The 23,477-nt window shown below is 68.4% G+C and carries 24 protein-coding genes; 18 read left to right on the top strand and 6 right to left on the bottom strand.

The annotated features are described in order from the left end of the window. Window positions 1-238: 238 nt before the first annotated feature. The 11 genes from clpB to AC3ERS_RS15785 all read left to right on the top strand — a co-directional run bounded on the left by clpB (window position 239) and on the right by AC3ERS_RS15785 (window position 11,594). Window positions 239-2,794: an ATP-dependent chaperone ClpB gene (gene clpB / locus AC3ERS_RS15835; RefSeq protein WP_431968096.1), complete on the top strand. Its 2,556-nt coding sequence runs from the start codon at window positions 239-241 to the stop codon at window positions 2,792-2,794. Window positions 2,795-3,143: 349 nt separating this feature from the next. Further along, complete coding sequence (locus AC3ERS_RS15830; RefSeq protein WP_431968094.1) at window positions 3,144-3,935, top strand: DUF5666 domain-containing protein; 792 nt, start codon at window positions 3,144-3,146, stop codon at window positions 3,933-3,935. Window positions 3,936-4,033: 98 nt separating this feature from the next. Next, on the top strand, window positions 4,034-5,074 hold the full coding sequence (locus AC3ERS_RS15825) for a type III secretion system chaperone family protein (protein WP_431968092.1): 1,041 nt from the start codon (window positions 4,034-4,036) through the stop codon (window positions 5,072-5,074). A gap of 24 nt (window positions 5,075-5,098) precedes the next feature. Further along, entirely contained in the window at window positions 5,099-5,911 is an 813-nt protein-coding gene (locus AC3ERS_RS15820) for an SDR family NAD(P)-dependent oxidoreductase (RefSeq protein ID WP_431968090.1), read from the top strand. A 2-nt stretch (window positions 5,912-5,913) separates the two neighbouring features. After that, a complete protein-coding gene (gene pyrE / locus AC3ERS_RS15815; protein ID WP_431968088.1) occupies window positions 5,914-6,483 on the top strand; it encodes an orotate phosphoribosyltransferase in 570 nt (189 codons plus the stop codon). A gap of 51 nt (window positions 6,484-6,534) precedes the next feature. Further along, window positions 6,535-7,593: a beta-ketoacyl-ACP synthase 3 gene (locus AC3ERS_RS15810; RefSeq protein WP_431968086.1), complete on the top strand. Its 1,059-nt coding sequence runs from the start codon at window positions 6,535-6,537 to the stop codon at window positions 7,591-7,593. Window position 7,594: 1 nt separating this feature from the next. Beyond that, entirely contained in the window at window positions 7,595-8,335 is a 741-nt protein-coding gene (locus AC3ERS_RS15805; protein WP_431968084.1) for a lysoplasmalogenase, read from the top strand. Window positions 8,336-8,505: 170 nt separating this feature from the next. Continuing rightward, on the top strand, window positions 8,506-9,069 hold the full coding sequence (locus tag AC3ERS_RS15800) for a DUF3558 domain-containing protein (RefSeq protein WP_431968082.1): 564 nt from the start codon (window positions 8,506-8,508) through the stop codon (window positions 9,067-9,069). Between the two features lie 22 nt (window positions 9,070-9,091). Then, a complete protein-coding gene (locus AC3ERS_RS15795) occupies window positions 9,092-9,478 on the top strand; it encodes a hypothetical protein (RefSeq protein WP_431968080.1) in 387 nt (128 codons plus the stop codon). Beyond that, a complete protein-coding gene (locus tag AC3ERS_RS15790) occupies window positions 9,479-10,804 on the top strand; it encodes a hypothetical protein (RefSeq protein WP_431968078.1) in 1,326 nt (441 codons plus the stop codon). 22 nt (window positions 10,805-10,826) lie between these two features. Beyond that, a complete protein-coding gene (locus AC3ERS_RS15785; RefSeq protein ID WP_431968076.1) occupies window positions 10,827-11,594 on the top strand; it encodes an ESX secretion-associated protein EspG in 768 nt (255 codons plus the stop codon). 97 nt (window positions 11,595-11,691) lie between these two features. Here AC3ERS_RS15785 and AC3ERS_RS15780 read toward each other — a convergent pair whose 3' ends face one another. Next, window positions 11,692-12,138: a DUF3592 domain-containing protein gene (locus AC3ERS_RS15780; RefSeq protein ID WP_431968074.1), complete on the bottom strand. Its 447-nt coding sequence runs from the start codon at window positions 12,136-12,138 to the stop codon at window positions 11,692-11,694. Window positions 12,139-12,487: 349 nt separating this feature from the next. Between AC3ERS_RS15780 and AC3ERS_RS15775 the strand changes: the two genes are divergently transcribed. Further along, window positions 12,488-12,922, top strand: a complete 435-nt coding sequence (locus AC3ERS_RS15775) for a nuclear transport factor 2 family protein (RefSeq protein WP_431968072.1) — start codon at window positions 12,488-12,490, stop codon at window positions 12,920-12,922. 13 nt (window positions 12,923-12,935) lie between these two features. On the opposite strand, the gene AC3ERS_RS15770 is transcribed toward AC3ERS_RS15775, so the two are convergent. Both AC3ERS_RS15770 and AC3ERS_RS15765 read right to left on the bottom strand, forming a co-directional pair. Next, a complete protein-coding gene (locus AC3ERS_RS15770; protein ID WP_431968070.1) occupies window positions 12,936-13,589 on the bottom strand; it encodes a LuxR C-terminal-related transcriptional regulator in 654 nt (217 codons plus the stop codon). Continuing rightward, a complete protein-coding gene (locus tag AC3ERS_RS15765; RefSeq protein WP_431968068.1) occupies window positions 13,586-14,959 on the bottom strand; it encodes a sensor histidine kinase in 1,374 nt (457 codons plus the stop codon). The genes AC3ERS_RS15770 and AC3ERS_RS15765 overlap by 4 nt, the downstream gene beginning before the upstream one ends. A gap of 156 nt (window positions 14,960-15,115) precedes the next feature. Between AC3ERS_RS15765 and AC3ERS_RS15760 the strand changes: the two genes are divergently transcribed. The 3 genes from AC3ERS_RS15760 (at window position 15,116) to AC3ERS_RS15750 (ending at window position 17,483) form a co-directional block, all read left to right on the top strand. Beyond that, the gene (locus tag AC3ERS_RS15760) at window positions 15,116-15,448 is read left to right on the top strand and encodes a DUF4190 domain-containing protein (protein ID WP_431968066.1); all 333 of its coding nucleotides are present in this window, start codon (window positions 15,116-15,118) and stop codon (window positions 15,446-15,448) included. A 91-nt stretch (window positions 15,449-15,539) separates the two neighbouring features. Next, window positions 15,540-16,238 (top strand): TrmH family RNA methyltransferase, encoded by a 699-nt coding sequence (locus AC3ERS_RS15755; RefSeq protein ID WP_431968064.1) that lies wholly within the window; start codon window positions 15,540-15,542, stop codon window positions 16,236-16,238. Window positions 16,239-16,394: 156 nt separating this feature from the next. Continuing rightward, window positions 16,395-17,483 (top strand): glycoside hydrolase family 76 protein, encoded by a 1,089-nt coding sequence (locus AC3ERS_RS15750; protein ID WP_431968062.1) that lies wholly within the window; start codon window positions 16,395-16,397, stop codon window positions 17,481-17,483. 61 nt (window positions 17,484-17,544) lie between these two features. Here AC3ERS_RS15750 and AC3ERS_RS15745 read toward each other — a convergent pair whose 3' ends face one another. After that, window positions 17,545-18,249 carry a DedA family protein gene (locus tag AC3ERS_RS15745; RefSeq protein ID WP_431968060.1) on the bottom strand — a complete coding sequence of 235 codons (705 nt, stop codon included), beginning with the start codon at window positions 18,247-18,249 and terminating at the stop codon, window positions 17,545-17,547. 5 nt (window positions 18,250-18,254) lie between these two features. Beyond that, the gene (locus tag AC3ERS_RS15740; RefSeq protein ID WP_431968545.1) at window positions 18,255-18,911 is read right to left on the bottom strand and encodes a DedA family protein; all 657 of its coding nucleotides are present in this window, start codon (window positions 18,909-18,911) and stop codon (window positions 18,255-18,257) included. Window positions 18,912-19,326: 415 nt separating this feature from the next. On the opposite strand from AC3ERS_RS15740, the gene fbaA reads away from it, so the two are divergent. Next, a complete protein-coding gene (gene fbaA / locus AC3ERS_RS15735) occupies window positions 19,327-20,361 on the top strand; it encodes a class II fructose-bisphosphate aldolase (RefSeq protein ID WP_431968058.1) in 1,035 nt (344 codons plus the stop codon). A 27-nt stretch (window positions 20,362-20,388) separates the two neighbouring features. Continuing rightward, on the top strand, window positions 20,389-21,507 hold the full coding sequence (locus AC3ERS_RS15730) for a BTAD domain-containing putative transcriptional regulator (RefSeq protein ID WP_431968056.1): 1,119 nt from the start codon (window positions 20,389-20,391) through the stop codon (window positions 21,505-21,507). A gap of 12 nt (window positions 21,508-21,519) precedes the next feature. Here AC3ERS_RS15730 and AC3ERS_RS15725 read toward each other — a convergent pair whose 3' ends face one another. Next, window positions 21,520-21,840: an excalibur calcium-binding domain-containing protein gene (locus AC3ERS_RS15725; protein ID WP_431968054.1), complete on the bottom strand. Its 321-nt coding sequence runs from the start codon at window positions 21,838-21,840 to the stop codon at window positions 21,520-21,522. A 160-nt stretch (window positions 21,841-22,000) separates the two neighbouring features. On the opposite strand from AC3ERS_RS15725, the gene AC3ERS_RS15720 reads away from it, so the two are divergent. Continuing rightward, window positions 22,001-23,476: a glycoside hydrolase family 183 protein gene (locus tag AC3ERS_RS15720; protein WP_431968543.1), complete on the top strand. Its 1,476-nt coding sequence runs from the start codon at window positions 22,001-22,003 to the stop codon at window positions 23,474-23,476. Window position 23,477: the final 1 nt, after the last annotated feature.

Below are 23,477 nucleotides of genomic sequence, written 5' to 3'. Positions count from 1 at the left end.
GTGCTCGTATGCATCCCTACACCACCGGCGCTGCGATTCACGGCATTCGACGATGGCGCGGCGTAGCGTTGAGTCGCCGAATCGGCCCGGCGGCGGGCTGTCGCAAAATTTTCAAACTTGAGCGGAACAGACTCAACCTCTCCCACGTTGAGACCGATAGGAACAGCACGAGCCTGTGCGTCATCGCGCGCGGGAAGGGCACTCGATGCTGGGGAATCGACTAGTAGGAAGGTGACTCGTGGACTCGTTCAATCCCACCACCAAGACCCAGGCGGCCTTGACCGCGGCCCTCCAGGCGGCGTCGGCCGCGGGCAACCCGGACATTCGTCCGGCGCACTTGCTGGTGGCGTTGCTGGATCAGACCGACGGCATCGCCGCACCCTTGCTGAAGGCCGTCGGCGTCGACCCGGCGACGGTCCGGCGCGAGGCACAGGACATTGTCGACCGGCTGCCGAGGGCGACCGGTGCGACCACGACGCCGAACCTCGGGCGCGAGGCGCTCGGCGCCATCACCGCGGCCCAGCGGCTGGCCACCGAACTCGGCGACGAGTACGTCTCCACCGAGCACGTCGTTGTCGGCCTCGCCGAGGGTGACTCGGACGTCACCATGCTGCTCACCAAGCACGGCGCGACGGCCGACGCCCTGCGCGACGCGTTCACCGCCGTGCGCGGCAGCGCCAGGGTGACCAGCCCCGACCCCGAGGGCAGCTACCAGGCGCTGGAGAAGTACTCCACCGACCTCACCGCGGCCGCGCGCTCCGGCAAGCTCGACCCGGTCATCGGGCGCGACACCGAGATCAGGCGCGTGGTCCAGGTGCTGAGCCGCCGCACCAAGAACAACCCGGTGCTGATCGGCGAGCCCGGCGTCGGCAAGACCGCGATCGTCGAGGGGCTCGCCCAGCGCATCGTGGCGGGCGACGTGCCGGAATCGCTGCGCGGAAAGTCCGTCGTCGCACTGGATCTCGGTGCGATGGTGGCAGGCGCGAAGTACCGCGGCGAATTCGAGGAACGGCTCAAGGCCGTGCTCGAGGAGATCAAGAACAGCGCGGGACAGATCATCACCTTCATCGATGAGCTGCACACCATCGTCGGCGCGGGCGCGACCGGAGAATCCGCGATGGACGCGGGCAACATGATCAAGCCGATGCTGGCCCGCGGCGAACTGCGCCTGGTCGGCGCGACCACGCTGGACGAGTACCGCAAGCACATCGAGAAGGACGCCGCACTGGAGCGCCGCTTCCAGCAGGTGCTGGTCGGCGAGCCCTCGGTGGAGGACACCGTCGGCATCCTGCGCGGCATCAAGGAGCGCTACGAGGTGCACCACGGCGTGCGCATCACCGACTCCGCGCTGGTGGCCGCGGCCACTCTCTCGGATCGCTACATCACCTCGCGGTTCCTGCCGGACAAGGCGATCGACCTGGTCGACGAGTCCGCCTCGCGCTTGCGCATGGAGATCGACTCGCGCCCGGTGGAGATCGATGAGGTCGAGCGCGCGGTGCGCCGCCTCGAGATCGAGGAGGTGGCGCTGACCAAGGAGACCGACGAGGCCTCCAAGCAGCGTCTGGAGAAGCTGCGCCAGGAACTGGCCGACGACCGGGAGAAGCTCAACCAGCTGACGACCCGGTGGCAGAACGAGAAGAAGGCCATCGACCAGGTCCGCACCCTCAAGGAGCAGTTGGAGAGCCTGCGCGGCGAGTCGGAGCGCGCCGAGCGCGACGGCGATCTCGGCAAGGCGGCCGAACTGCGCTACGGCCGAATCCCCACGCTGGAGAAGGAGCTGGCCAAGGCCGAGAAGGCCAACGGAGCCGCGCCGGACGGCGAGGTGATGCTCAAGGAGGAGGTCGGCCCCGACGACATAGCCGAGGTGGTGTCCGCGTGGACCGGCATCCCGGTGGGCAGGCTGATGGAGGGCGAGACCCAGAAGCTGCTCCGCATGGAGGAGGAGCTCGGGCGTCGTGTGGTCGGGCAGCGTGAGGCCGTGCAGGCGGTCTCCGACGCGGTGCGCAGGGCGCGCGCCGGCGTCGCCGACCCGAACCGCCCCACCGGCTCGTTCATGTTCATCGGCCCCACCGGCGTCGGCAAGACCGAACTGGCGAAGGCGTTGGCGGACTTCCTGTTCGATGACGAACGCGCCATGGTGCGGATCGACATGAGCGAGTACAGCGAGAAGCACGCGGTGGCCCGCCTGGTCGGCGCGCCGCCCGGTTACGTCGGCTACGACCAGGGCGGCCAGCTCACCGAGGCGGTGCGGCGCAGGCCGTACACGGTGGTGCTGTTCGACGAGATCGAGAAGGCGCACCCGGATGTGTTCGACATCCTGCTCGCCGTGCTCGACGAGGGTCGGCTCACCGACGGCCAAGGCCGCACGGTGGACTTCCGCAACACCATCCTCATCCTCACCTCGAACCTGGGTGCGGGCGGTGACAAGGAGTTCGTCATGAACGCGGTGCGCTCGGCGTTCAAGCCCGAGTTCCTCAACCGGCTCGACGACGTGGTCATGTTCCACGCGCTCGACGAGGAACAGCTGGAACTCATCGTCGACATCCAGCTCGACCAGCTGCAGAAGCGCCTGTCGCAGCGCAGGCTCAAGCTGGACGTCAGCGATTCGGCCAGGTTCTGGCTCGCGGTGCGCGGCTACGACCCGGCCTACGGCGCCCGCCCCCTGCGCAGGCTGATCCAGCAGTCCATCGGCGACACCCTCGCCAAGGAACTGCTCGCAGGCGAAGTCACCGACGGCGACACCGTGAAGGTCGGCGTCAGCAAGGACGGCGACGGCCTGATCGTCGGCCGCTGAGTGCGCCGGACGCCCCCGCTCCGAGTGGGGCGGGGGCGTCCGCGTATCTCGCCGAATCGGCGCGACTCCCGGCGGTTCCGCGTGTCGCCTGGCGGCACGCCGCTGTGCCTGTTTCCGAGGCGGCCCGGCGAAGGATCACTTCGTGCACCGATCTCGACCAGCTGAGCGAATGGTTGCGGCGGGCGGTGACGATCACCGACGTCGAGCAGCTCTTCGACTGAAGCGTCATCGGCGGGTCGCGGGCGGCGACTCCGTGGCGGTACGCACGAGGGGCGCTGCCGGACGAAATCCGGCATTGACCTTGCGCACGGGCCGGAGCGACGGCGAAGGTACGCCTACCCTGGAGGGCATGACGAACCCGAAGGATCCCTGGGGGCAGCGGCCGGAGGATGCGCCGACCGAACACCTCGGTCCGCCGGGTGCGTCCGGCTACGACCCGTCCGGGGACACCACTCGATACCCCTCGACCGAGCAATTCGAGTGGGGCCCGCCGCCCGCGAACGCCACCAAGCAGCTCCCGCCGATGGAGAGCCAGTGGGGCGCCTACGAGAGCGGCTACGGCCAGCAGTACCCGGGCCAGCAGTACCCCGGTCCGCCGGATCCGCACCACGCGGCCATGCCGCCGGGCGCGGCACCGCCGGGTGGCCCGCCCACGGATCAGCAACCGCCCAAACGCAATACGGGATTGTGGATCGCGCTCGTGCTCGGCGTCGTGGCGCTCGTCGCGGTGGCCGGGGTGGTCGCTGGGCTGGTGCTCGGCGGCCGTGACTCGTCCACCACCACGGCGGGCGGCAACACCACCGCGAACTTCCCGACCGGCGGCGCCTTCCCCACGCAGAACCCGTCGCCCCGCCAGCCATCGCCGAGCGGTCTGCCCGGTCTGCCCGGACTCGACGGCATCGGCGCGACCATGGGCACCATCAGCGCCAACGACGGCGGCCAGCTCACCATCGACACCGTCTCCGGCAACACCGTCGCCGTCCGGACCGACGAACTCACCCAGGTGATCTCGCTGTCCGGCGCCAAGCCCGCCGACCTGCCCGTCGGCGACATGGTCATGGTGCAGGGCGACAAGGGACCGGACGGATCGATCCGCGCAAAGATCATCATCAGCACCGCGCTGCCCGGCGGCGGAAGATGAGCGGCGAGGCGGGACTTCGTGCGGCGGCACAAGACGTACGGCCCGGCGCGGCACCAAAGAAGGCCCTCCACCGGCCGGGCCTATTAGGGTAGACCGCGATGACGGCTATGTGGTTCGGGTTGGCGGCGATCGCGCTTGTTGGCGCGATCGTGCTGCTGTATTTCGATCGGGTCCAGCGGCAGCGGTCCGGTCACGCGCGCCAGGTGTGGGCCAAGGCCCAGGGATACACCTACGTGTCGGTGGAACCGGCACTCCCGTCGACGTGGCGGCGCGGTGCGCTGGCCAAGCTCGGCTATCTGTCGGCGGTCGACGTGGTTTCCGGTATTCGCAAGGGCGAGAAGTTCGTTCTGTTCGATCTGGAGGACGCCGCGACGCTGGTCGCGGTGCGCCGCCAGATCGGTTCGGACATCGATGTCGACATGCGGCTCAAGACCGCGTCCCCGCCGAAGGACGCGGATCTGGAACTGCTCGGCGCCATCGGCGGCCGGGTCGTCTTCGCGACGAACCCGGAGATCGCCAGGCACGCGGTCGATCAGCGGATGGTCGCGTTCATCGAGACGCTGCCCGACACCGTGCAGATGCTCTGGAGCGAGGGCAACTGGACTCTCGGCATGCTGAATGTCGGTACGGCCTCGAAGGATTGGGAGTCCGCCATCGACTCGGTGCTGCGCCTGTCCGGTCTGCTGCACGTGCTGCCGCCGGTCAGCGACTCGCGCGGCGCCGACAACGCCGATAACGACTCGGGCCGCCCGCATCCCAGGACGCGCGGCCGCGCCGAGGAGTCGCAGGCGTCCGCCGCACGCGGGGCCTCCCGCGTTCTGCCGCCCGGCGCCGGCGACGACGACCGCGGCTACGACGATCGCGACGATCGGAATTTCGACGACAGCGACGGCTACGACGACGAGGACGAGTCGGGCGACCAGCCGCGACGTCCCTCGCTGGCCGTCGTCCCCGACGCCAGGGGACGCGAGGAACGCTGGTCCGACGACGAGCCCGAGAACGACTGGCGGCCGGAACCCGGCCGCGCCGACGACTGGGACGAGGATCCGCGCCCAGGGGCCCGCGCCGACGAGGCGGACCGCGCCGGCGGCCCCTTCCACCCAGGATTCCGTCCGTACCAGGGCCCTGTGCCGCAGTGACCGCTCGATTGGATTAGTGCCTCGATGACCGACAGCTCTGCTCCCGCGCGCCTGCCCGGCGCGACCCGCCCTATCGCACTGATCACCGGACCGACGTCCGGCATCGGTCACGGGTTCGCGCTACGGCTGGCGTCGCTCGGCTACGACATGGTGCTCGTCGCCAGGGACGCCGAGCGGCTGGAGGCGCTGGCCGCCGAGTTGGAGCGCAAATACGCCACCCGCTCGGAGGTGCTCGTCGCCGATCTCGCGCAGGCCGCGGACCGGGAGCGGGTGGCAGCTCGCGCTGCCGAGGGCATCGAATTCCTGGTCAACAACGCGGGTTTCGCGCATTCAGGAGAATTCTGGACGCTGCCCTACGAGCAGTTGCAGGCGCAGCTCGACGTCAACGTCACCGCTGTGCTCCAGCTCACCCACGCGGCGCTGCCGTCGATGATCGCCAAGGCCAAGGGGTCGATCGTCAACGTGGCCAGCGTCGCGGGTCTGGTCCCGGGTCGGGGATCGACCTACTCGGCCTCCAAGTCCTACGTCGTATCCTTCACGGAAGGGTTGGCGGGCGGACTCGCTGGAACCGGGGTCCGGATCCAGGCGTTGTGCCCCGGGTTCGTCCACACCGAATTCCACGAGCGAGCCGGTATCGAGATGTCCTCGCTGCCGAAACCGCTGTGGCTTTCCGTCGAGCAGGTCGTCGCCGGTTCGCTGAGTGATCTGGACAAGGACCGGGTGATCAGCGTGCCCGGTGCGCAGTACAAGGCGATCACCGCGGCGGTCGGACTCATCCCGCGAACCCTGCAGGTCCGAATGAATCGGGGCCTGTTCAATTCACGCGGAAGGACTTAGACATGATCGACGAGGCGACAACCAACGACTCTGCGCTCGGCGCCGACCGCGAGAAATTGGCCGCGCTGGTGCGCGAGCTCGCCGTCGTGCTCGGCAAGGTGACGCTTTCCTCGGGCAAAGAGGCCGACTACTACATCGACCTGCGCCGGGCGACCCTGCACCATCGCGCGGGGCCGCTGATCGGCAAACTGCTCCGCGAGCTCGTCGCGGACTGGGATTTCGACGCCGTCGGCGGGCTCACCATGGGCGCCGACCCGGTCGCGCTCGCGGTGCTGCACGCGCCGGGCCGCCCCATCGACGCGTTCGTGGTGCGCAAGGCCGCCAAGAGCCACGGCATGCAGCGCCAGATCGAAGGACCCGACGTCGTCGGCAAGCGGGTGCTGGTCGTCGAGGACACGACCACCACCGGCAACTCGCCGCTCACCGCGGTGCGCGCTCTGCGCGAGGCGGGCGCGACCGTGGTCGGCGTCGCCACCGTGGTCGACCGGGAGACGGGCGCCGATCAGGTGATCGCGGCCGAGGGACTGGAGTATCGGTCGATCCTCGGCCTCAAGGATCTTGCCCTGGGTTAGCCTGGACGCGGGTCAAGTTTGTCCGACAGTTGAGGGACGTGTGAGTCACCAGTGGTGAGCATTGCAGTAAACAAGAGTCGCGAAAATGTTGCGATGCTCGGAATCGGTGCTTACCGACCGCAGCGCATCGTCAGCAATGACGAGGTGTGCAAGGTCCTCGATTCGACCGACCAGTGGATCTACGAGCGCACGGGTATCCGCAACCGGCGCTGGATCAGTGGTGACGAGACGCTGCGGTCGATCTCCGCGGCCGCGGGCGAACGCGCGCTGGTGAACACCGGCATCGACCGGTCCAAGATCGGCGCGCTCATCCTCTGTACGTCCAGCTGGCTGAAACTCACCCCGCACGGCGCCCCGAGCGTGGCCGCCGATCTCGGCATCAACGGCATCCCGGCCTTCGACCTGACCTCCGGCTGCGGCGGCTTCGGCTACGGACTCGGCGTCGCCGCCGACCTGATCCGGGCGGGCTCGGCCGACTACGTGCTGGTGATCGGCGCCGAGACGATGACCGTCGGACTCGACCCGACCGACCGCGGCACCGCCATGATCTTCGGCGACGGCGCGGGCGCGGTCGTCGTCGGCCCGAGCGAGGAGAACGGCATCTCCCCGACGGTGTGGGGCAGCGACGGCGAGAACGCCGAGGCGATCGCCCAGGACGTCGACTTCCTGGAGTACATGAACAAGGCCCAGGCCATGCAGGGCATCGATCCCGCGATCGAGCCGGTCGGCCGGATGTCGCTGCGCATGGAGGGCCCGCGGGTGTTCCGCTGGGCCGCCGTCACCCTGCCGCGCGCGCTGTCTGATGCGCTGGAGGCCTCCGGTGTGGCCAAAGAGGACATCGAGGTCTTCATCCCGCACCAGGCCAACGCCCGCATCAACGACCTGATGAAGAAGAACCTCGGCCTGGCCGACGAGATCCCGATGGCCAACGACATCGAGAACACCGGCAACACCTCCGCCGCCTCGATCCCGCTGGCCATGGAGGAAATGCTGGTCACAGGCAAGGCCAAGGGCGGACAGCTCGCGCTGCTGCTCGGCTTCGGCGCCGGCCTGAGCTACGCGGGTCAGGTCGTGACGCTGCCGCCCGCGCCCACCGAGGCGAGCTTCTGACATGAGCTCCTCCGGAGCCCCGGCGTTCCCCGGCGCGGGGCGTCCGTTTCGCACGGGATTCCTCGCTGCCGCCGCCGTGACCGTCTTCGGGGCGGTCACCGGCCGCGACCGGCTCCAGTGGGTCGCCAAACCCCTGATGATGCCGCTGCTCGCCGCCGACGTGGCGACCAGCGGCGTCGACACCGACCCCACCGAGCGCACCATCCTGCTCGGCTCGCTCGGCGCCGCGACCGTCGGTGACATCCTGCTCATCGAACCCGACGACGACCGCCGTCTCATCGCGGGCGCGTCGTCGTTCGCGGTCATGCAGGCGGGCTACTCGACGCTGTGGTGGCGGCGCGGCGCGCGTCCCCTCCCCGCGATCGCCCTGCCCCGGGTGGTCGCCTGGCTCGGTGCCGCAGGTCTGCTGCGCGCCAAGGCTCCGACCGTCGCGGCCCCGCTCACCGCCTACGGCGCCACCCTGGGCACAGCCGCCGTCCTCGCGTCCGATCCCCGCCTCGCCCCCGGCGCGAAAAACGTTGCGGGCCTGAACATCCCCGACGCCGACCCGCGCAGCCGCCTCGGCCTCGGCGCCCTCCTGTTCACCCTCTCCGACGGCCTCATCGTCCTGCGCCGCCTCTTCACCCACACGTCCCGCTCCCGCCGTGCGGCGGAGGGCGTCATCCTCGCGACTTACGCTGCGGCCCAATACCTTTTGGCCGACCCGCAAGCCCACGCCAGGACGTCACTCGACCGTTCCTAGGGACACTCGCCGGAGGGCTACTCGGCCGCCGACATCGTCGACCGCGCCGTGGATCGGACGCGCGGCGCGTTTCGATGGAACCGATTGCGGGGCTGTCGCGTCCAAGACAGTGAAGACGCAACCTGCCCTGCGCAGCGATTCCACCCGTATCGGCGGCTCGGTAGGGTGGCATGGACAGGCAGGTCGATAACCCTGAGGGGGAGCGGATGGCGCGGCGTGTGATGTTGGCTCTGTGTGCGGCGGTGTTGGTGCCGGGGGTGGCGGCTTGTGGGGGGTCGACCGAGGGGGCGGCGACGACTTCGACCAGTGCGGCGCAGGCGGCGTTGTGGAATCCGTGCACAGAGGTGCCGGATGACTTGTTGCGGCAGATCGGCGTCGATCCGGCGACCGAGGAAAAGGGGCTTGCCGGCGTGGACCAGTCCGGCTGGGAGATCTGCACTTGGGCGGCGCCCAAATACTACTTGACCATATTTTCCTCGGATCGAACAGAGCAAGAGATTCGGAACAAACCGGGGAATGTGGATTTTGAAGAGATTCAGATAGCCGGTAGGGGTGGTCTTCGATATCGAGTCGAAGGTGCGGGTAAGGCGCTCGACTGTGACACTGCTTTCAGCGCTCAGCAAGGGTCCATATCTGTCAAGGTCGGTAACAAGCCGAGTCAGAATGGCCACGTAGACCCGTGTGCACTATCTGCGCGGGCTGCCGAGTACCTGGTTTCGGAATTTCCCAGATGAGTACTAGGCAGAGGATTGGCAAATGAGCGAGCAAGATCTTTCTCAGTGGCAACGTTTCGCCGACCAGGCTCGAGCTGGCGATCTTTATTTGGATAAGGATGCGGCAACTGCGTGTCTTACTGCCTGCGACGGACTCCTAGCGGCTTACGACGGCCTGTTCACCTTTACTCGAAATGCCGCACGTGTGTCTGGGTTTGGCGACTTCAACATAGCCGGTGAACTCGCTGCACTCTTCCTGAAGCAAGCTACCGGTGAGTCTGACTCCATCGACGCAGTCGTTCTGGAATCGATCAAAGTAGTCCAAGCTATGCGTGAGATTATGCAGATTTCGATGGACCGAATCGAAGAGCAGGTGGTCGACCACGCATCGCAGATCGCGGGCGTTACCAACGAGCTGGGGGATCGCTAGATGTCACTACCGGGGTTGGGATTCTTCGAGAACTACACTTTTGGTGAGAATATGTTTCACAGTCTCACCAACTGGATTGCCGGGGAGGATATCGAAGCGGGCACCAGGCCAGGCGATGTTCAAGGCCGATTCAACCAGCAGCGAGAAGCTGTACGCGGTCGGGCGTCGGAGATCGGATTCGTCGGTGACTACAAGTCGGGAATCAAGAGTCGTGAAGATTACGAGGCGCCCCTGGAGCAGCTCCGGGAGAAAGTCGAAAAGATCGACCTAACAGCAGTGAACGATCTGAAGACCGCATGGGAGCAGATCGGTAGCCGAACCGCTGATGCTCAGAAGGCTTTCGACCTGGAGATGCAGCGCGCGTTGAACGCAAACGTGTGGCACGGCAAATCTGCGGCAGCCGCGGCGGACGGTGTCGCCACGTTCCTGTCCTCAGCTTCGAAAGCATCGCAAGCCGCGCAGCTGATGGCGAAGAAGGTCGATGAGCTTTACACAGGTCTCGCTCCAACACTGCAACTGGTCCCGCACGTCCCCGAACACAACACCAACTGGGAAAACACTCGGCGGTGGATTGCCGGTCGGGGCTGGCGGGACAACGAGGAGGCGTACAACACCGCGTGGGCCGAGGCCAAGCGTGTACTTCGCACTGTCTACGACCCCGTGCTTCGGGAAACCGATCGCGTCCCCGTGATCCCGAAACCACACAACCCCACCGCGAACAACGTCGACCCGGGCCAGAACGACGGTGGGCGACCACGTGGAACGAGCACCGGCGTCCAACCCGGCGGCACGAACGACGGCGGCCAGCCGACGACGAACGACGACACGACCCAATCCGGCGAGACCGAGGATCCCTCACAGGGCCAACAGAATTCGCAGCAGCAACAGTCGAACGACGACACGCAGGCCGCGTCCACCGAGACGCCGACGACGCCCACCGGCACGACTGCTCCGGCTTCGGCGTCGCCGACGTCGCCGACCACGCCAACCGCCCCGGGAACGCCCGGCACCCCTGGCTTTCCGGGAGGTCCGGGTGGTCCCGGGCCCGGCGGTCCAGGGACCCCGACCGGCCGCCCCGGCTCGAGCGTGCCGGGCATGCCCGGCATTCCGGGTGGCGCGAATCCGGCGGCGACCCGCCCGGCCGCGGCCAACGCCCGCACGGGCATGAGCGGTATGCCGGGTATGGGTGCGCCGGGGGCGCGCGGCAAGGGGGACGACGAGTCGACGAAGGGTATTCCGGACTACCTGATCACGCAGGAGCACGGCGACGAACTCACCGGGTTGACCGATGCGCCGAAGACGGTTCCGCCGGTGATCGGGGAGTGAGTCGGAGCCGATGCTGAGCGGGGTGACGCGCTGGCGGTTCAGCGCGCTGGAGTTTCGGGTGCTGTGGGAGTCGACGGGTCGGGACGTGCTCCCGTACCCCTTGGGGCATCGATGGCAGGACACCGGTGTGCCGGAGGATTTCCGTCGTGCCTGGCAGGTGGCGGCCATGGCGGTGTGGACGCATATGGACGACAACCTGTTGCGCGCGTTGGACGTTCTGCTGCGGCCCGAGGCGCGCGTCGAGGTGGCAGGATTCCGTGGTCTGCGGCGTGAGCACCGGATTCGAGCGCACGCGGGGGTGCACTACCAGCACGGTGCGATCGTCACGCAGCGGCCGGGTGTGGATCACGATCACGGCGGCGAGGTGGAGCTCGCGTTCCTCACCGCGGATCAGGTCGCGCCCGCGATCATCGGCGCGTTGCCGAAATGCCCTCCCGGACGCGGTGATTCGCTCTCCATCGATGTCCGCGATCTGGCCGGTCCGCGCGGCGTGAACACCGACCCGTGGCGGCGCGGACCGAAGGACGAATTCGATCGCTTCTTCAACCGGCCGACCACCTGTATCGCGCACGTGGCGGTGTATCCGCTGGGCAGTGTCGACAATCGACACATCGCGGGCAGGCAGGACTTTCAGGTCAACGACTTCGAGGGCGATGGGCGGTACATCAGTTTCGGCGAGGACAAGGTCGTCGCCAAACCCGCGCCGCAGCAGGCTTTGATCAATACCGTGCAACAGCGGATCAATCACCTTGTGGAGGGCGTGCGCAACGGCAGGTTCGCCGCACGCTGAACCCGCTGCGTCGGGTACCGGACGATCTGTTCTCGGCATTCCCCGGCCGGTCCGGTGACGGCGGTTCAGGACACGCCCGACCGAATGCCCACCGCCTTCACAGCACCAGGATGATCCGGTCGCGGTTGGCCGGGTCGACGCGGATCGAAATGGTCTCGCCGAGGCTCAGTTTCGGCTTGTCGGCGGGCATGACGTCGAAAACTATAGAACCCCGGTAGGTTTCGGAGCCGGGGACGGTGAGCTCGAGGTCGATCTCGGTGAGTTCGCTGTGGTGGTCGGTGCGCTCGAGCGGGTGCACGCCTTCGACGGTGGCCCAGCCTTCGAGGCCGTGGCGCCAGAGGTGGCGGTCGGCGCGGGAGGGGCGGGCGGCCAGCATCATGCCGATGCCGACGCAGGAGCCGAAGACGCCGACCAGGGCGACGATCTGGAACGGGACCGTGCCGGGCGGCGTGCGGTGCACGAGCCAACCCAGCCAGAAGCACAGGATGATCAGGTACGCGGCGGTGACGCCGAGCACCGTGCGCAGAATCCGTGCGTGATCCATGCGTGCCTCCCGCCTTCTCTCGGCCGTGCGCATCTGTGGGGACTCGGTCCGGCTGTGTGCGGTCGTGGCTGGACGTCGTCCGGCTGTGCGGTCTGTGGACGGACTTCGTCCGGTCGTGCCCGGGTCTTCGAACGGACTTCGTCCGGCTGCGCCAGTCGGTGTACACCCCTCCTGACCTCGTACTTCAAGCATAGGCGGCCACCATGCTCCGATTCGGTTCCTTGCGAATATCGGTTTCGTAGCGTGGTCGTGCGGTGGCGGTCGCTCCCTCCGCGAGCCCGTCGAACCCCCGATCGCCCTGTCCGATCTCCGCCAGCGCCGGGCGCGCCTCGCGCGCCACGCTGTTCCCATGCCGAGCGCAACCACTACCGACGTGCTGACCGGAATGTATGCCGCGGAGGCCGCGTACTTCGCCGCGGGCGGCCCCGGCCGCGCACCCTTCGCAACCACTCTGGCCCCGTTCTTCGCCGAGGACGTGGTGCTGTACCAGGCCGACGGGATGCCGTACGGCGGGATCTGGCGAGGGCATGCCGGGCTGGAGCGATTCTTCGTGGCGATGGCGGCGGTATGGGAGTCGTTCGAGATGGTCGCACAGGAGCTCCTGGCGACCGGGGAGACGGCCGTGGTGCGCACCGACGTGCGCGCCCGGGCCCGGGCGACCGGCCGCGAGCTGCGCTTCCCGATCTTGCAGACGCTTCGCGTCGAGGACGGGCGGATCGCGGAAATCCGCCCGTTCTACTGGGATACGAAGGAAATCGCCGCGGCCTGCACGATGGCGCGGTAGGCGTGCGCCGCGTCTAACCCTTCAGCCGCAGCACCGCCAGTACGCGCCGATGGTGCGTATCCGATGGCGGCAGATCGAGTTTGGCGAAGATGTTGCCGATGTGCTTTTCGACGGCCCGCTCGGTGACGGTGAGGGCGTCGGCGATGGCGTTGTTGGACAGGCCCTGTGCCATCAGCTCGAGCACTTCGCGTTCGCGCGGGGTGAGCCTGGCCAGCGAATCCTGTTGGCGGGAGGCACCCATCAGCTGGCTCACCACCTCGGGGTCGAGCGCGGTGCCGCCGGTGGCGACGCGGTACAGGGCGTCGACGAAATCGCGCACGTCGGCGACCCGGTCCTTGAGCAGGTAGCCGACGCCGCTGGCGCCACCGGCGAGAAGCTCGGTGGCGTAACGGGTTTCGATCCACTGGGAGAAGACCAGCACGCCCGTCATGGGGTACTTCCTGCGCAGTTCGATGGCGGCGAGCAAGCCCTCGTCGGTGAACGAGGGCGGCATCCGCACGTCCACCACCGCCACATCGGGGTGGTGTTCCCCGACCACGTCGCTCAACGTGCTCGCGTCGCCGACCATCGCGACCACCTCGTGGCCGCGCTCGACCAGCAGACCGGCCAGGCCATCGCGCAGGATGGCGCTGTCCTCGGCGATCACGATGCGCAGCGGCGCGCTCACTGCGGGTCCCCTTTCGGCAGCAGGATGGTCACCACGGTCGGCCCGCCGGTGGGGCTGTGCACGGCAAGGGTGCCGTCCACCGCGCGCGCCCGCGCCGCGAGACCCGCGAGGCCGCTTCCCCCGGCCTGTGCGCCTTCGGCCGGAGGCAGCACGCCGCCGATTCCGTTGTCCCGCACGGTGACCGCGATGGTGCGCAGACTGTCGGGCAGTACCGAGACCCACGCCCGGTCCGCGTGCGCGTGCTTGACCACGTTGGTGAGCAGTTCCGCGACGGAGAAGTAGGCGATGGCCTCGATGGCCGGGCTCGGCCGCCGCGGCAGGTGCACCCGCAGTTCGACGGGCACCGCGCTGCGGGCGGTCAGCGTCTCCAGCGCCGGGCCGAGGCCGAGTTCCAGCGCGGGCGGATGGATGCCGCGCACCAGTTCGCGCAGTTCGGTCAGCGCCTCCTTGGAGCTCGCGTGCGCGTCGGCGATCAGATCGGTGGCGTCGCCGCCCGCCGCGATGCGCTCCTCGGCCCTGCCGAGCGCCATGGCGATGGTGACGAGCCGGGCCTGGGTGCCGTCGTGCAGGTCGCGCTCGACGCGCCGCAGCGTGGCGGCCGCGTCCTCGACGGCGGCGCGCCTGCTGGCCCGCAGCTCGACCAGCTGACGGTCTCGCACGGTGGCCGCCAGCAGCCAGACGGTGAGCAGCCGGTGCAGGTGGCAGACGCCGCGCACCAGCCAGGGCAGCGCGAAGCAGCCGACGACGCCGAGTGCGGCGACGACGAGCACGCGCGGCCAGGAGTCGACGTAGAAGGAACCGAACTGCATGAGCGAATGGTGTTCGACCCCGTTCTCGTCGACGTTGATCGGATCGAACAGCGCCCACGGGATCGGCGAGATCGCGATGAACACCACCATCGCGACGACGATCAGTGTCAGATAACCGATCACCACCCCCAGCACGAACTGCGCGAGCAGGAACAGCATCGCCCGCCAGCTCGCCCGGTCGGTGAACGCGCTCTTCAGGAACCCGAACAGCCCGCGCTGCGGGGTGAACGCCGGTGGCGCTTCCACCGGCGTGCCGAGCAGGCCGCGGCACAGCGTCCGGTAGACCCGTCCCCAGACGCGGCCGCCGAGCAGCACGAGCGCGAGCAGCGGGATGCCGACCAGGACGATCGACGCGTAGAGCCCGCCGCCGAAACCGAAGAACAGGTAGCAGACGGCGAGGCATCCGAGCACGAACGCGGCGATCAGATAGGCGAACTCCTTCCAGGTCCTTGCCTGGATCGGCGCGCGGAGGACGGCCGACAGCGCTGCGCGGCCGGTCCGCTCGCGTGGTGCGGCCTGCTTGTCGAGCACGAGGGTGGGTTCGGCTTGTGTCTCGGTCATGGGCTCCATGTTTCTCGCCGACCTCGGCGTTCTCGATGGAGCTGACCGCCGAATCGAGGGTGTGGCCAGCTACACCATCGCGCGACCGTGAGCGGCGCGACCGGCCGGTGCGGTTGTCCGGGCCGCCCGGCCGGTTTTGGAACTAGCATCACCCGCATGACTTACCCACCGCCGTACGGCTATCCGCAGCAGCCCTACGGTAATCCGTACGGTCCGCCGCCGGACCACCCGCAGTCCACCACGATCCTGGTGCTCGGCATCCTCGGGCTGGTGCTGTGCCAGCTCTGCGCGCCGTTCGCCTGGGTGATGGGCAAGCGGGCGCTCGACGAGATCGACGCGTCGGGCGGCGCGATCGGCGGACGCGGCAACGTCAAGGCGGGCTATGTCTGCGGCATCGTCGGCACGATCATCATGCTCGTCTACCTCGTGGGCATCATCGCCGTCATCGTGATCTCGATCATCGCCGCGAACTCGTCGTCGTCCTACTGAGCGGCGCAGCCCGGCGACGACCGCGGGCGGCGCCGCGCAGTCGGGAGCGCGGGCCGAGGTGCGTTTGCGCGCCGGAACTAGCATCGTCCAGGTGAGTTACTCGTCGTCGGACACCACGGACCTTTCCCCGGGGGAGCACCTCCCCGGGCCCACCGAGTGGGGCGAGCACCCGCACGGCGTCGGTCCGTGGCTCGACGAGCACGGCGCCCCGCCGCCCGACGACCCGCGGCTGGATCCCGAACTGCTGGCGCACGGCGACCGCCGCAACGTGGTCGACGCCTACCGCTACTGGTCGCGCGACGCGATCGTCGCCGACATCGACGCGCGCAGGCATCCGTTCCACGTCGCCATCGAGAACTTCGGGCACGACGCGAACATCGGCACCGTGGTGCGCACCGCCAACGCCTTCGCCGCCGCCGCGGTGCACATCGTCGGCAGGCGGCGGTGGAACCGCCGCGGCGCCATGGTCACCGACCGCTACCAGCACATCGAGCACCACACCGACCTCGCCGAACTGCTCGCCTTCGCCGAGCGCGCGGGTCTCACCGTGGTCGCCGTGGACAACGTCCCCGGCTCGGTGCCGTTGGAGTCCGCGCAGTTGCCGCGCGACTGCCTGCTGTTGTTCGGGCAGGAAGGTCCCGGCGTGACCGCGCACGCGAAAGACGCGGCGGCGATGACGGTCTCGATCGCCCAGTTCGGTTCCACCCGCAGCATCAACGCCGGGGTGGCCGCCGGGATCGCCATGCACGCGTGGATTCGCCAGCACGCCGATCTCGCGACGGCGTGGTGAACGATCTTGTGGTGTGCACGATTCGGCGTCGGCCGGGTAACAATTCGGCGGCGGGAACTGGCTTCCAACTGGCACCATTGAGGGATGACCTCGCGGAGCCCACGGACTGGGCAGGATGCTGCACCAACGCCCGCGCTTTGGTCGGAGCGGGCGGATATGGCGGAATCCGCGATCGTCTCCCGGCACCTGCGGGCCCTGTGGGCTTGTCCCAGAACGGAACTCGGCGTCGTCGGCTGGCCGGCCACCAAGCGTGAGCGCGCCTTCGTGTCCTGGCACTACTGGTGGCAGGCGCACCTGATCGACTGCGCGGTGGACGCGGCCAACCGTGCGCCGACATCGGTGCGGCGCAAGCGGATCGGCGAACTCGTGCGCTCGCACCGCATTCGCAACATCACCGGCTGGACCAACAACTACTACGACGACATGGCCTGGCTCGCCATCGCTTTGGAGCGTGCCGAGCGGACCCAGGGCGTCACCGAGGCGCGCGGCGCGCTGGTCGCGCTGGAGAAGAAGCTGTACGAGGCGTGGAATCCGGAGGTCGGCGGCGGCATCCCGTGGCGGGTCCGCGCGGACTACTACAACGCGCCCGCCAACGGCCCCGCGGCCATCGCGCTCAACCGCCTCGGTCGGCACACCCGTGCGCAGGAGATGGCGGACTGGCTGGACGCGACCCTGCGCGATCCCGGCACCGGCCTGATCCTGGATGGCATCCACCTGCCCTCCGGGGTGATCGAGCGCCCGACGTTCACCTACTGCCAGGGCGTGGTGCTCGGTGTCGAGGCCGAGCTGGCGATGCACACCGGTGAGGAGCGGCACCTGGAGCGGGTGCACCGGCTGCTGGTCGCGGTGGAGGACCACATGACCGCGGGCGGCGTCATCAAGGGCGGCGGTGGCGGCGACGGCGGACTGTTCAACGGGATCCTCGCCCGCTACCTCGCGGTGGTCGCGATGATGCTGCCCGGGGACGATCGCCAGCAGGTCGCGGACCGACAGGCCGCGGCCGCGATCGTGCGAGCCTCGGCCACGGCGGCCTGGGCGAATCGTCTCGAGGTCGAGGGCGAGCCGCTGTTCGGCGCCGACTGGAGCAAGCCCGCCCAGCTGCCCGGTGGCACGGCCGGGGCGGGCTACTTCACCTCGGGCGGCTCGGTGACCTCGTCGAAGGTGCCCGAGCGCGATCTGTCGGTGCAGTTGTCCGGCTGGCTGCTGATGGAGGCCGCCTACCAGGTGAGCGCGGCCGGGCTCTGATCCACTTTCGGCGCTCGGCGACGACGCCGAGCGCTCGATTCGTGTGCTGGTCCGCCGGTTCTCAGTACTCGACCCGGGGGAGCACCACGGTCGGTGCGTCGACGTCCACGTCGAACTCCTCCGCGGGCTTCGCCATCTCCAGGCGGTAGTGCCGGATGCCGAGGATGGTGCCGATGATCAGGCCGAGCACCAGCGTGCAGATCACGCCGGGCATCAGCCACGGCACGCGCTCCAGGAAGCTGCCCGCGTAGAAGCCGATGAGCAGCAGCACCGGGGCCCAGATGATGGCGCCGATGGTGCTGGCGACGGTGTATCTGCGGTGCTCCATCCCCGCGGCGCCCGCGACCATCGGACACAGTGTCCGCACCCACGGAATCCACCGGGCCACCAGCACCGCGAGAAAACCGTGCCGTTGCAGCAACTCGGAGACCCGTTGCAGATTGCGGGCGTTGATATATCGGCCGTCCTTGCGGGCCACCAAGCGGTGGCCCGTGCGTTGCCCGATGACGTACCCGACTTGGTTGCCGGAGATCGCGGCGACCATCGCTCCCACCGAGAGCGCCCACACCTGCGCTTCGCCGGTGGCGTGCGAGGCCATCACGATGCCCGCCGTGATCAGCATCGAGTCACCGGGCAGGAACAGCCCGATGATGAACGCGCATTCCAGGAAGACGAAAGTCAGTACCACCGTCCAGACGAGCGCGGGGCCCGCCGAGATCAGCGGATCGAAACTGCCCACCGCGAGGGGCGACGACGCGCTGGACACCGGCCTCAGCGGGTGGTCTCGTTCGCCGAGGCGGTCAGCTCGGGCTCGACGACCTCGGGCTCGGCGGCGCCGCGGTTCGTCAGCTTCTTCGCCACCGCCACGATCCCGGGCAGGATCGAGACGAACACGATGAGCAGGAAGATCGCCTCGACGTGCTCGCGGATGAAGTCGACGCCGCCGAGGAAGTAGCCGAGGATGGTGACGCCGCCGCCCCACAGGACGGCGCCGATGATGTCGAACGCGACGTACTTGCGGTAATCCATCTTGGACACGCCCGCGAGCACCGGCATGAAGGTGCGCACGATCGGCACGAACCGGGCCAGGATGATCGTCTTCGGGCCGTGCTTCTCGAAGAACGCGTGCGTCTCCGTCACGTAGGACTTCTTGAAGAAGCGGGTGTCCTCCTTGCGGAAGATCGCCGGGCCGATGGCGCGTCCGATCCAATAACCACACTGGTCACCCGCGAAGGCGATGAAGACGACGGCGGGCACCAGCACCCAGATTGACACCACCGGAGGGTCCTGCGCGGCCAGTAGGCCGCCGGTGAACAGCAGTGAGTCGCCGGGCAGAAGCGGGAACAGCAGACCGGTCTCGATGAAGACGATCACGAGGATCGCGGGCAATACCGCGTTCTTGAGCCACGTCTCCTGGAGCAGGTACATCGGGTCCAGCAACTGGGTCAGCGCGAGGTTCGTCGTCACCGATTCGGTCGCTGCCTGCAGAATCACGCGGCCTCCTGTCCCGGGATGCGGCTGGCCTATATACGTTGCTTGCCACCGCGTCGGAAGCTGCCAGCGCAATTACCCGGCCCACAGTACCGGGTCGGACTGAGAATCCCCCGTCGAGCGAGAAATTACCCTCGATCAACCAGGCGGATCGCACCGCTGCTGTGACCGAGAGCCGTGGTCGGCCGTGGTCCGGATCACAACCGGACGGGCCGCCCGGTTCGTTCCGGGCTGCCCCGACTGACCCGCCCGCGATACCGGGCCGTATAGGTCGCGAAACGCCCCTGCCTTAGGGTATGGCCTGACAGAATTTGGCTACCGCCTTTTGCCGCACGACACGGAGGTCTTCACAGTGCCCATCGCGACTCCGGAGGTCTACGCCGAGATGCTCGGTCGGGCCAAAGCGAACTCCTTTGCCTTCCCGGCCATCAACTGCACCTCGTCGGAGACGATCAACGCGGCCATCAAGGGCTTCGCCGACGCGGGCAGCGACGGCATCATCCAGTTCTCCACCGGTGGTTCGGAGTTCGGCTCCGGCCTCGGCGTGAAGGACATGGTCACCGGTGCGGTCGCGCTGGCGGAGTTCGCGCACGTGGTCGCCGCGAAGTACGACGTGACAATCGCGCTGCACACCGACCACTGCCCCAAGGACAAGCTGGACAGCTTCGTCCGTCCGCTGATCGCCATCTCCCAGGAGCGGGTGAACGCGGGCGGCCTTCCGCTGTTCCAGTCGCACATGTGGGACGGCTCGGCGATCCCGATCGACGAGAACCTGGAGATCGCCAAGGAGCTGCTCAAGGCGACCGCCGCCGCGAACATCATCCTCGAGGTCGAGATCGGCGTCGTCGGCGGTGAAGAGGACGGCGTCGAGGCCGAGATCAACGAGAAGCTCTACACCTCGCCCGAGGACTTCGAGAAGACCATCGACGCCCTCGGCGCCGGCGAGAACGGCAAGTACCTGCTCGCCGCCACCTTCGGCAACGTGCACGGCGTGTACAAGCCGGGCAACGTGGTGCTCAAGCCCGAGGTGCTGGCCGAGGGCCAGCGCGTCGCGGCCGCCAAGCTCGGCCTCGGCTCGGACGCGCAGCCGTTCGACTTCGTCTTCCACGGCGGCTCGGGCTCGCTGAAGTCGGAGATCGAGGACTCGCTGCGTTTCGGCGTGGTGAAGATGAACGTCGACACCGACACCCAGTACGCCTTCACCCGTCCGGTCGCCGCGCACATGTTCGCCAACTACGACGGTGTGCTCAAGATCGACGGCGAGGTCGGCAACAAGAAGACCTACGACCCGCGCAGCTACCTGAAGAAGGCCGAGACCTCGATGGCGGCGCGCGTCCTCGAGGCGTGCAATGATCTGAAGTCTGCGGGGCGGTCGATCAGCGCCTGACCCCTGTCTCTCCGGGGGCCCGAGCTCATGAGTCTTGATGTGCGTGTGCTCGGGCCCGTTCGGCTGCTCGTCGGTGGTGAGCCGGTGGCGGTCGGCGGGCCCAAGCCGCGAGCGTTGCTTGCCGCGTTGGCCGTCAATCGGCGGCGCGCGGTGGCATCGGCCGCACTTGCCGACATGGTGTGGAACGAGGATCCGCCGGATTCCTACGCCGCCAGCTTGCAGGTGTTCGTCTCGAACATCCGTAAGGCGCTGCGGAATTCGGGTGTGGATCCGGCGCAGGTGTTGCGCACCGAGTCCTCGGGCTACCGCCTGGAGATCCCCGAGGAGGCCTGCGACCTCGGCCGTTTCGAGGCCACCAGAGATGCCGCGGCCAAAGCCGCGGGCGTCGGCGATCACGCGGGCGCGGCACAGTTGTTCGGCAACGCCCTGCGCGAGTGGAGCGGCCGGGCGATGTCCGACCTCGCCGGTCTGCAATTCGCCGACGGCTTCGCCACCGCGATGGACGAGGAGCGGCTGCTCGCTGTCTCGGCCCGCATCGACGCCGAGATCGCCTGCGGGCGTACGTCTTCGGTGATCAGCGAGCTGGTCTCGATCACCAACGAGCATCCGTTGCGTGAACCGCTGTGGGGTCAGCTGATCACCGCGCTCTACCTCTCCGGCCGTCAGGCCGACGCGCTCGACGCGTGCCGCAGGGTGCGCACCGTGCTCGCCGACGAACTCGGTATCGACCCCGGCCCCGCGCTGGTCGAGTTGGAGCAGCGGGTGCTGCGCCAGGAGCCGTTGAACACCGTGGAGTTCAAGCGCACCGAGCGTTTGGCCGCCGCCATGACCGAGACCGTCACCGAGCTGCCGCGCTCGGTGCGCAGCGGTCAGCTGCGCATGCCGGACGGGCGGGTGCAGCCGATCGCGTTGGGCGGCATGCGGATCGGCCGGATGACCGACAACGACCTGGTGCTCGACGACCCGAAGGCCAGCCGCTACCACGCGCACATCATGCCGAGCCGGGCCGGACTCCTCATCAAGGACCTGCATTCCGCCAATGGCGTGTACATCAACGAGGAGCCGATCGAGAGCGGTGCGCTGCTCGCCGACGGCGACGTCATCCGGATCGGGGCGACCGTCCTGGTCTTCCAGGCGGTGCAGTAGGGCGGGTACGCCTCAGTTGCAGGCGATGCCGTCCCCGTCGGTGTCCAGGTACGACGCGTAGCCGGGCTGGCCTCGGTACAGCGGCCAGGCCCCTTCTGCGCGCACCTGATCGCAGTCGGTGTAGTACCGGCGCGGACGCTCGTCGTTCTCCTCCGGCGGCGGCACGTTGTTGCCCTTGGGTCCCGGTCGGTACGTCGGTCCGGGATCGGCATCCCGCGGGCCCGACACCACCGAAAACGGCGGCGACTCGGCGACAGCGGGTGCGGCGACGCCCATCACGCTCATAACGCCGAAGGCCGCGACGGCGCAGCGGCGTATCACTGAAGTGCTCACGCATCCAACGTGCGCCTCAGGACGGAGTCCGTCAACAGCCTCGGCGACCGGCCGACACTCTCGGCTGTCCAGGGGATTTCGAAAAGTATCTCCTGGTCTGCGGGTGATGGCCGGTAGGGTCGACCCGACCGTGAGTCCGTCAAACGTCGAGGGGTTGCATATGGCCATGCGGCTGATGGCCGCGGTCGGCGCCGTGGTGTTCGGGGCCGGCGCGTTGGTGTACGGCGATCGACCGCTCGCGCAGGCGGCACCACCGCCGGGCGTCGCGGCGGGTGTGCCGGGCAGCGGCCCGTGCGTGAGTGACCCTCGGCCCGTTCACGAACCGCTCGTTCCCAAGACCCTCGAGGTGCCGATCCCGTATCCGGTGATCACCGTGCTGCCGCCCCAGCAGCCCGACCCCGTGCCGGTGCGCACCGACGTCGCGCTGCCCGAGGACCCGTGCGTGAACCCGTGCCCCGATCTCACCGACGGCCCGCCGCCTCCGCCCGGCCTGGCAAGTCGGCTCGGCATCCCCGAGATCCTGTTGAGCCCCAAGCCTTTCCACTTCGGCGTGCCCGGCCCCGGCCCGGATCCAGGTCCGGTGCCGCCGCCTCCGCCGCGCGTCGTCCCGCCCGTCGAACCCGCGGCGCAGTCGCCCGAGCGCCCGGCGCCGCGCATCACCGCGGTGCGCGAGGTGGCCAAACAGACCGGCGCCAACTCGGTGAACCGCACCGACAAGCGCTGGCAGGTGGACGGCACCGACCTCGGCATCATGTGGGAGAGCGCGCCGGGCGAGATCGCGGTCGCGTTCGGCGACACCGTCGGCCGCGGGTTCCATCCGCCCGGCGGCATGGGCGGCGACTGGCGCAGCAACGTGCTCGCCTTCAGCACCGACCGCGAGTTGTCCGACGGGATGACCTACGACCGGATGGTCACCGACGGCCGGTGCCACGCCGCCGAGGTGTTGTCCAGCCGCAAGCTCGACAACGTCGAGATCACCACCATCCCGACCTCCGGTTTCGCGCTCGGCGATCGGCAGTACCTGAGCTACATGTCGATGCGCACCTGGCACAGCGTGCCTGGCACGTTCTTCACCAACTACGGCGGCATCGCCTACTCCGACGATCACGGCCAGACCTGGACCAAGGACCCGCACGCGCGCTGGGACAACATCTTCGGGCTCGCGAATTTCCAAGTGAGCGCGATGGTTCCGCACGGCGATCACGTCTACGTGTTCGGCACGCCCAATACTCGGCTCGGCAGTGTCGGCCTGGCGAGGGTCGCGAAGGACCAGATCCTCAACACCACCGCCTATCAGTACTGGCGAGACGGCGAGTGGACGCCCGTGGGCGGATCGGGCGGCGCGACACCGATCGTCGACGCGCCCGCAGGCGAACTCTCGGTCCGCTACGACGCGGCGCGCGGTGTATGGCAGATGAGTTATCTCGACACCGCGCGCGCCGCCATCGTTGTGCGCGAAGCGGATTCGCCGCAGGGCGTGTGGTCCGCGGGCACGCCGACAGTCACCGTGCTCGACTACCCCGAGCTGTACGGAGGTTTCATCCACCCGTGGTCGACGGGCTCGGATCTGTACTTCAAGATCTCGACCTGGAGCGACTACAACGTCTACCTGATGCACGCCGCCATCGAGGAGTGAC

Source organism: Nocardia sp. bgisy134 (assembly GCF_057708325.1).
Note: the sequence above shows the minus strand (reverse complement) of the source record. Positions and strands in the feature narration are given on the sequence as shown.

Excerpts from the sequence above, each read along its gene's own strand:
- AC3ERS_RS15730 (WP_431968056.1), top strand. The coding sequence starts at position 20,389 with ATGAGTCTTGATGTGCGTGTGCTCGGGCCCGTTCGGCTGCTCGTCGGT.
- AC3ERS_RS15775 (WP_431968072.1), top strand. The coding sequence starts at position 12,488 with ATGCCGAGCGCAACCACTACCGACGTGCTGACCGGAATGTATGCCGCG.
- AC3ERS_RS15750 (WP_431968062.1), top strand. The coding sequence starts at position 16,395 with ATGGCGGAATCCGCGATCGTCTCCCGGCACCTGCGGGCCCTGTGGGCT.
- AC3ERS_RS15740 (WP_431968545.1), bottom strand. The coding sequence starts at position 18,911 with ATGTACCTGCTCCAGGAGACGTGGCTCAAGAACGCGGTATTGCCCGCG.
- AC3ERS_RS15805 (WP_431968084.1), top strand. The coding sequence starts at position 7,595 with ATGAGCTCCTCCGGAGCCCCGGCGTTCCCCGGCGCGGGGCGTCCGTTT.
- AC3ERS_RS15795 (WP_431968080.1), top strand. The coding sequence starts at position 9,092 with ATGAGCGAGCAAGATCTTTCTCAGTGGCAACGTTTCGCCGACCAGGCT.
- AC3ERS_RS15765 (WP_431968068.1), bottom strand. The coding sequence starts at position 14,959 with ATGACCGAGACACAAGCCGAACCCACCCTCGTGCTCGACAAGCAGGCC.
- AC3ERS_RS15720 (WP_431968543.1), top strand. The coding sequence starts at position 22,001 with ATGGCCATGCGGCTGATGGCCGCGGTCGGCGCCGTGGTGTTCGGGGCC.
- AC3ERS_RS15780 (WP_431968074.1), bottom strand. The coding sequence starts at position 12,138 with ATGGATCACGCACGGATTCTGCGCACGGTGCTCGGCGTCACCGCCGCG.
- AC3ERS_RS15800 (WP_431968082.1), top strand. The coding sequence starts at position 8,506 with ATGGACAGGCAGGTCGATAACCCTGAGGGGGAGCGGATGGCGCGGCGT.
- AC3ERS_RS15830 (WP_431968094.1), top strand. The coding sequence starts at position 3,144 with ATGACGAACCCGAAGGATCCCTGGGGGCAGCGGCCGGAGGATGCGCCG.
- AC3ERS_RS15760 (WP_431968066.1), top strand. The coding sequence starts at position 15,116 with ATGACTTACCCACCGCCGTACGGCTATCCGCAGCAGCCCTACGGTAAT.
- AC3ERS_RS15825 (WP_431968092.1), top strand. The coding sequence starts at position 4,034 with ATGACGGCTATGTGGTTCGGGTTGGCGGCGATCGCGCTTGTTGGCGCG.
- pyrE (WP_431968088.1), top strand. The coding sequence starts at position 5,914 with ATGATCGACGAGGCGACAACCAACGACTCTGCGCTCGGCGCCGACCGC.
- AC3ERS_RS15820 (WP_431968090.1), top strand. The coding sequence starts at position 5,099 with ATGACCGACAGCTCTGCTCCCGCGCGCCTGCCCGGCGCGACCCGCCCT.
- AC3ERS_RS15790 (WP_431968078.1), top strand. The coding sequence starts at position 9,479 with ATGTCACTACCGGGGTTGGGATTCTTCGAGAACTACACTTTTGGTGAG.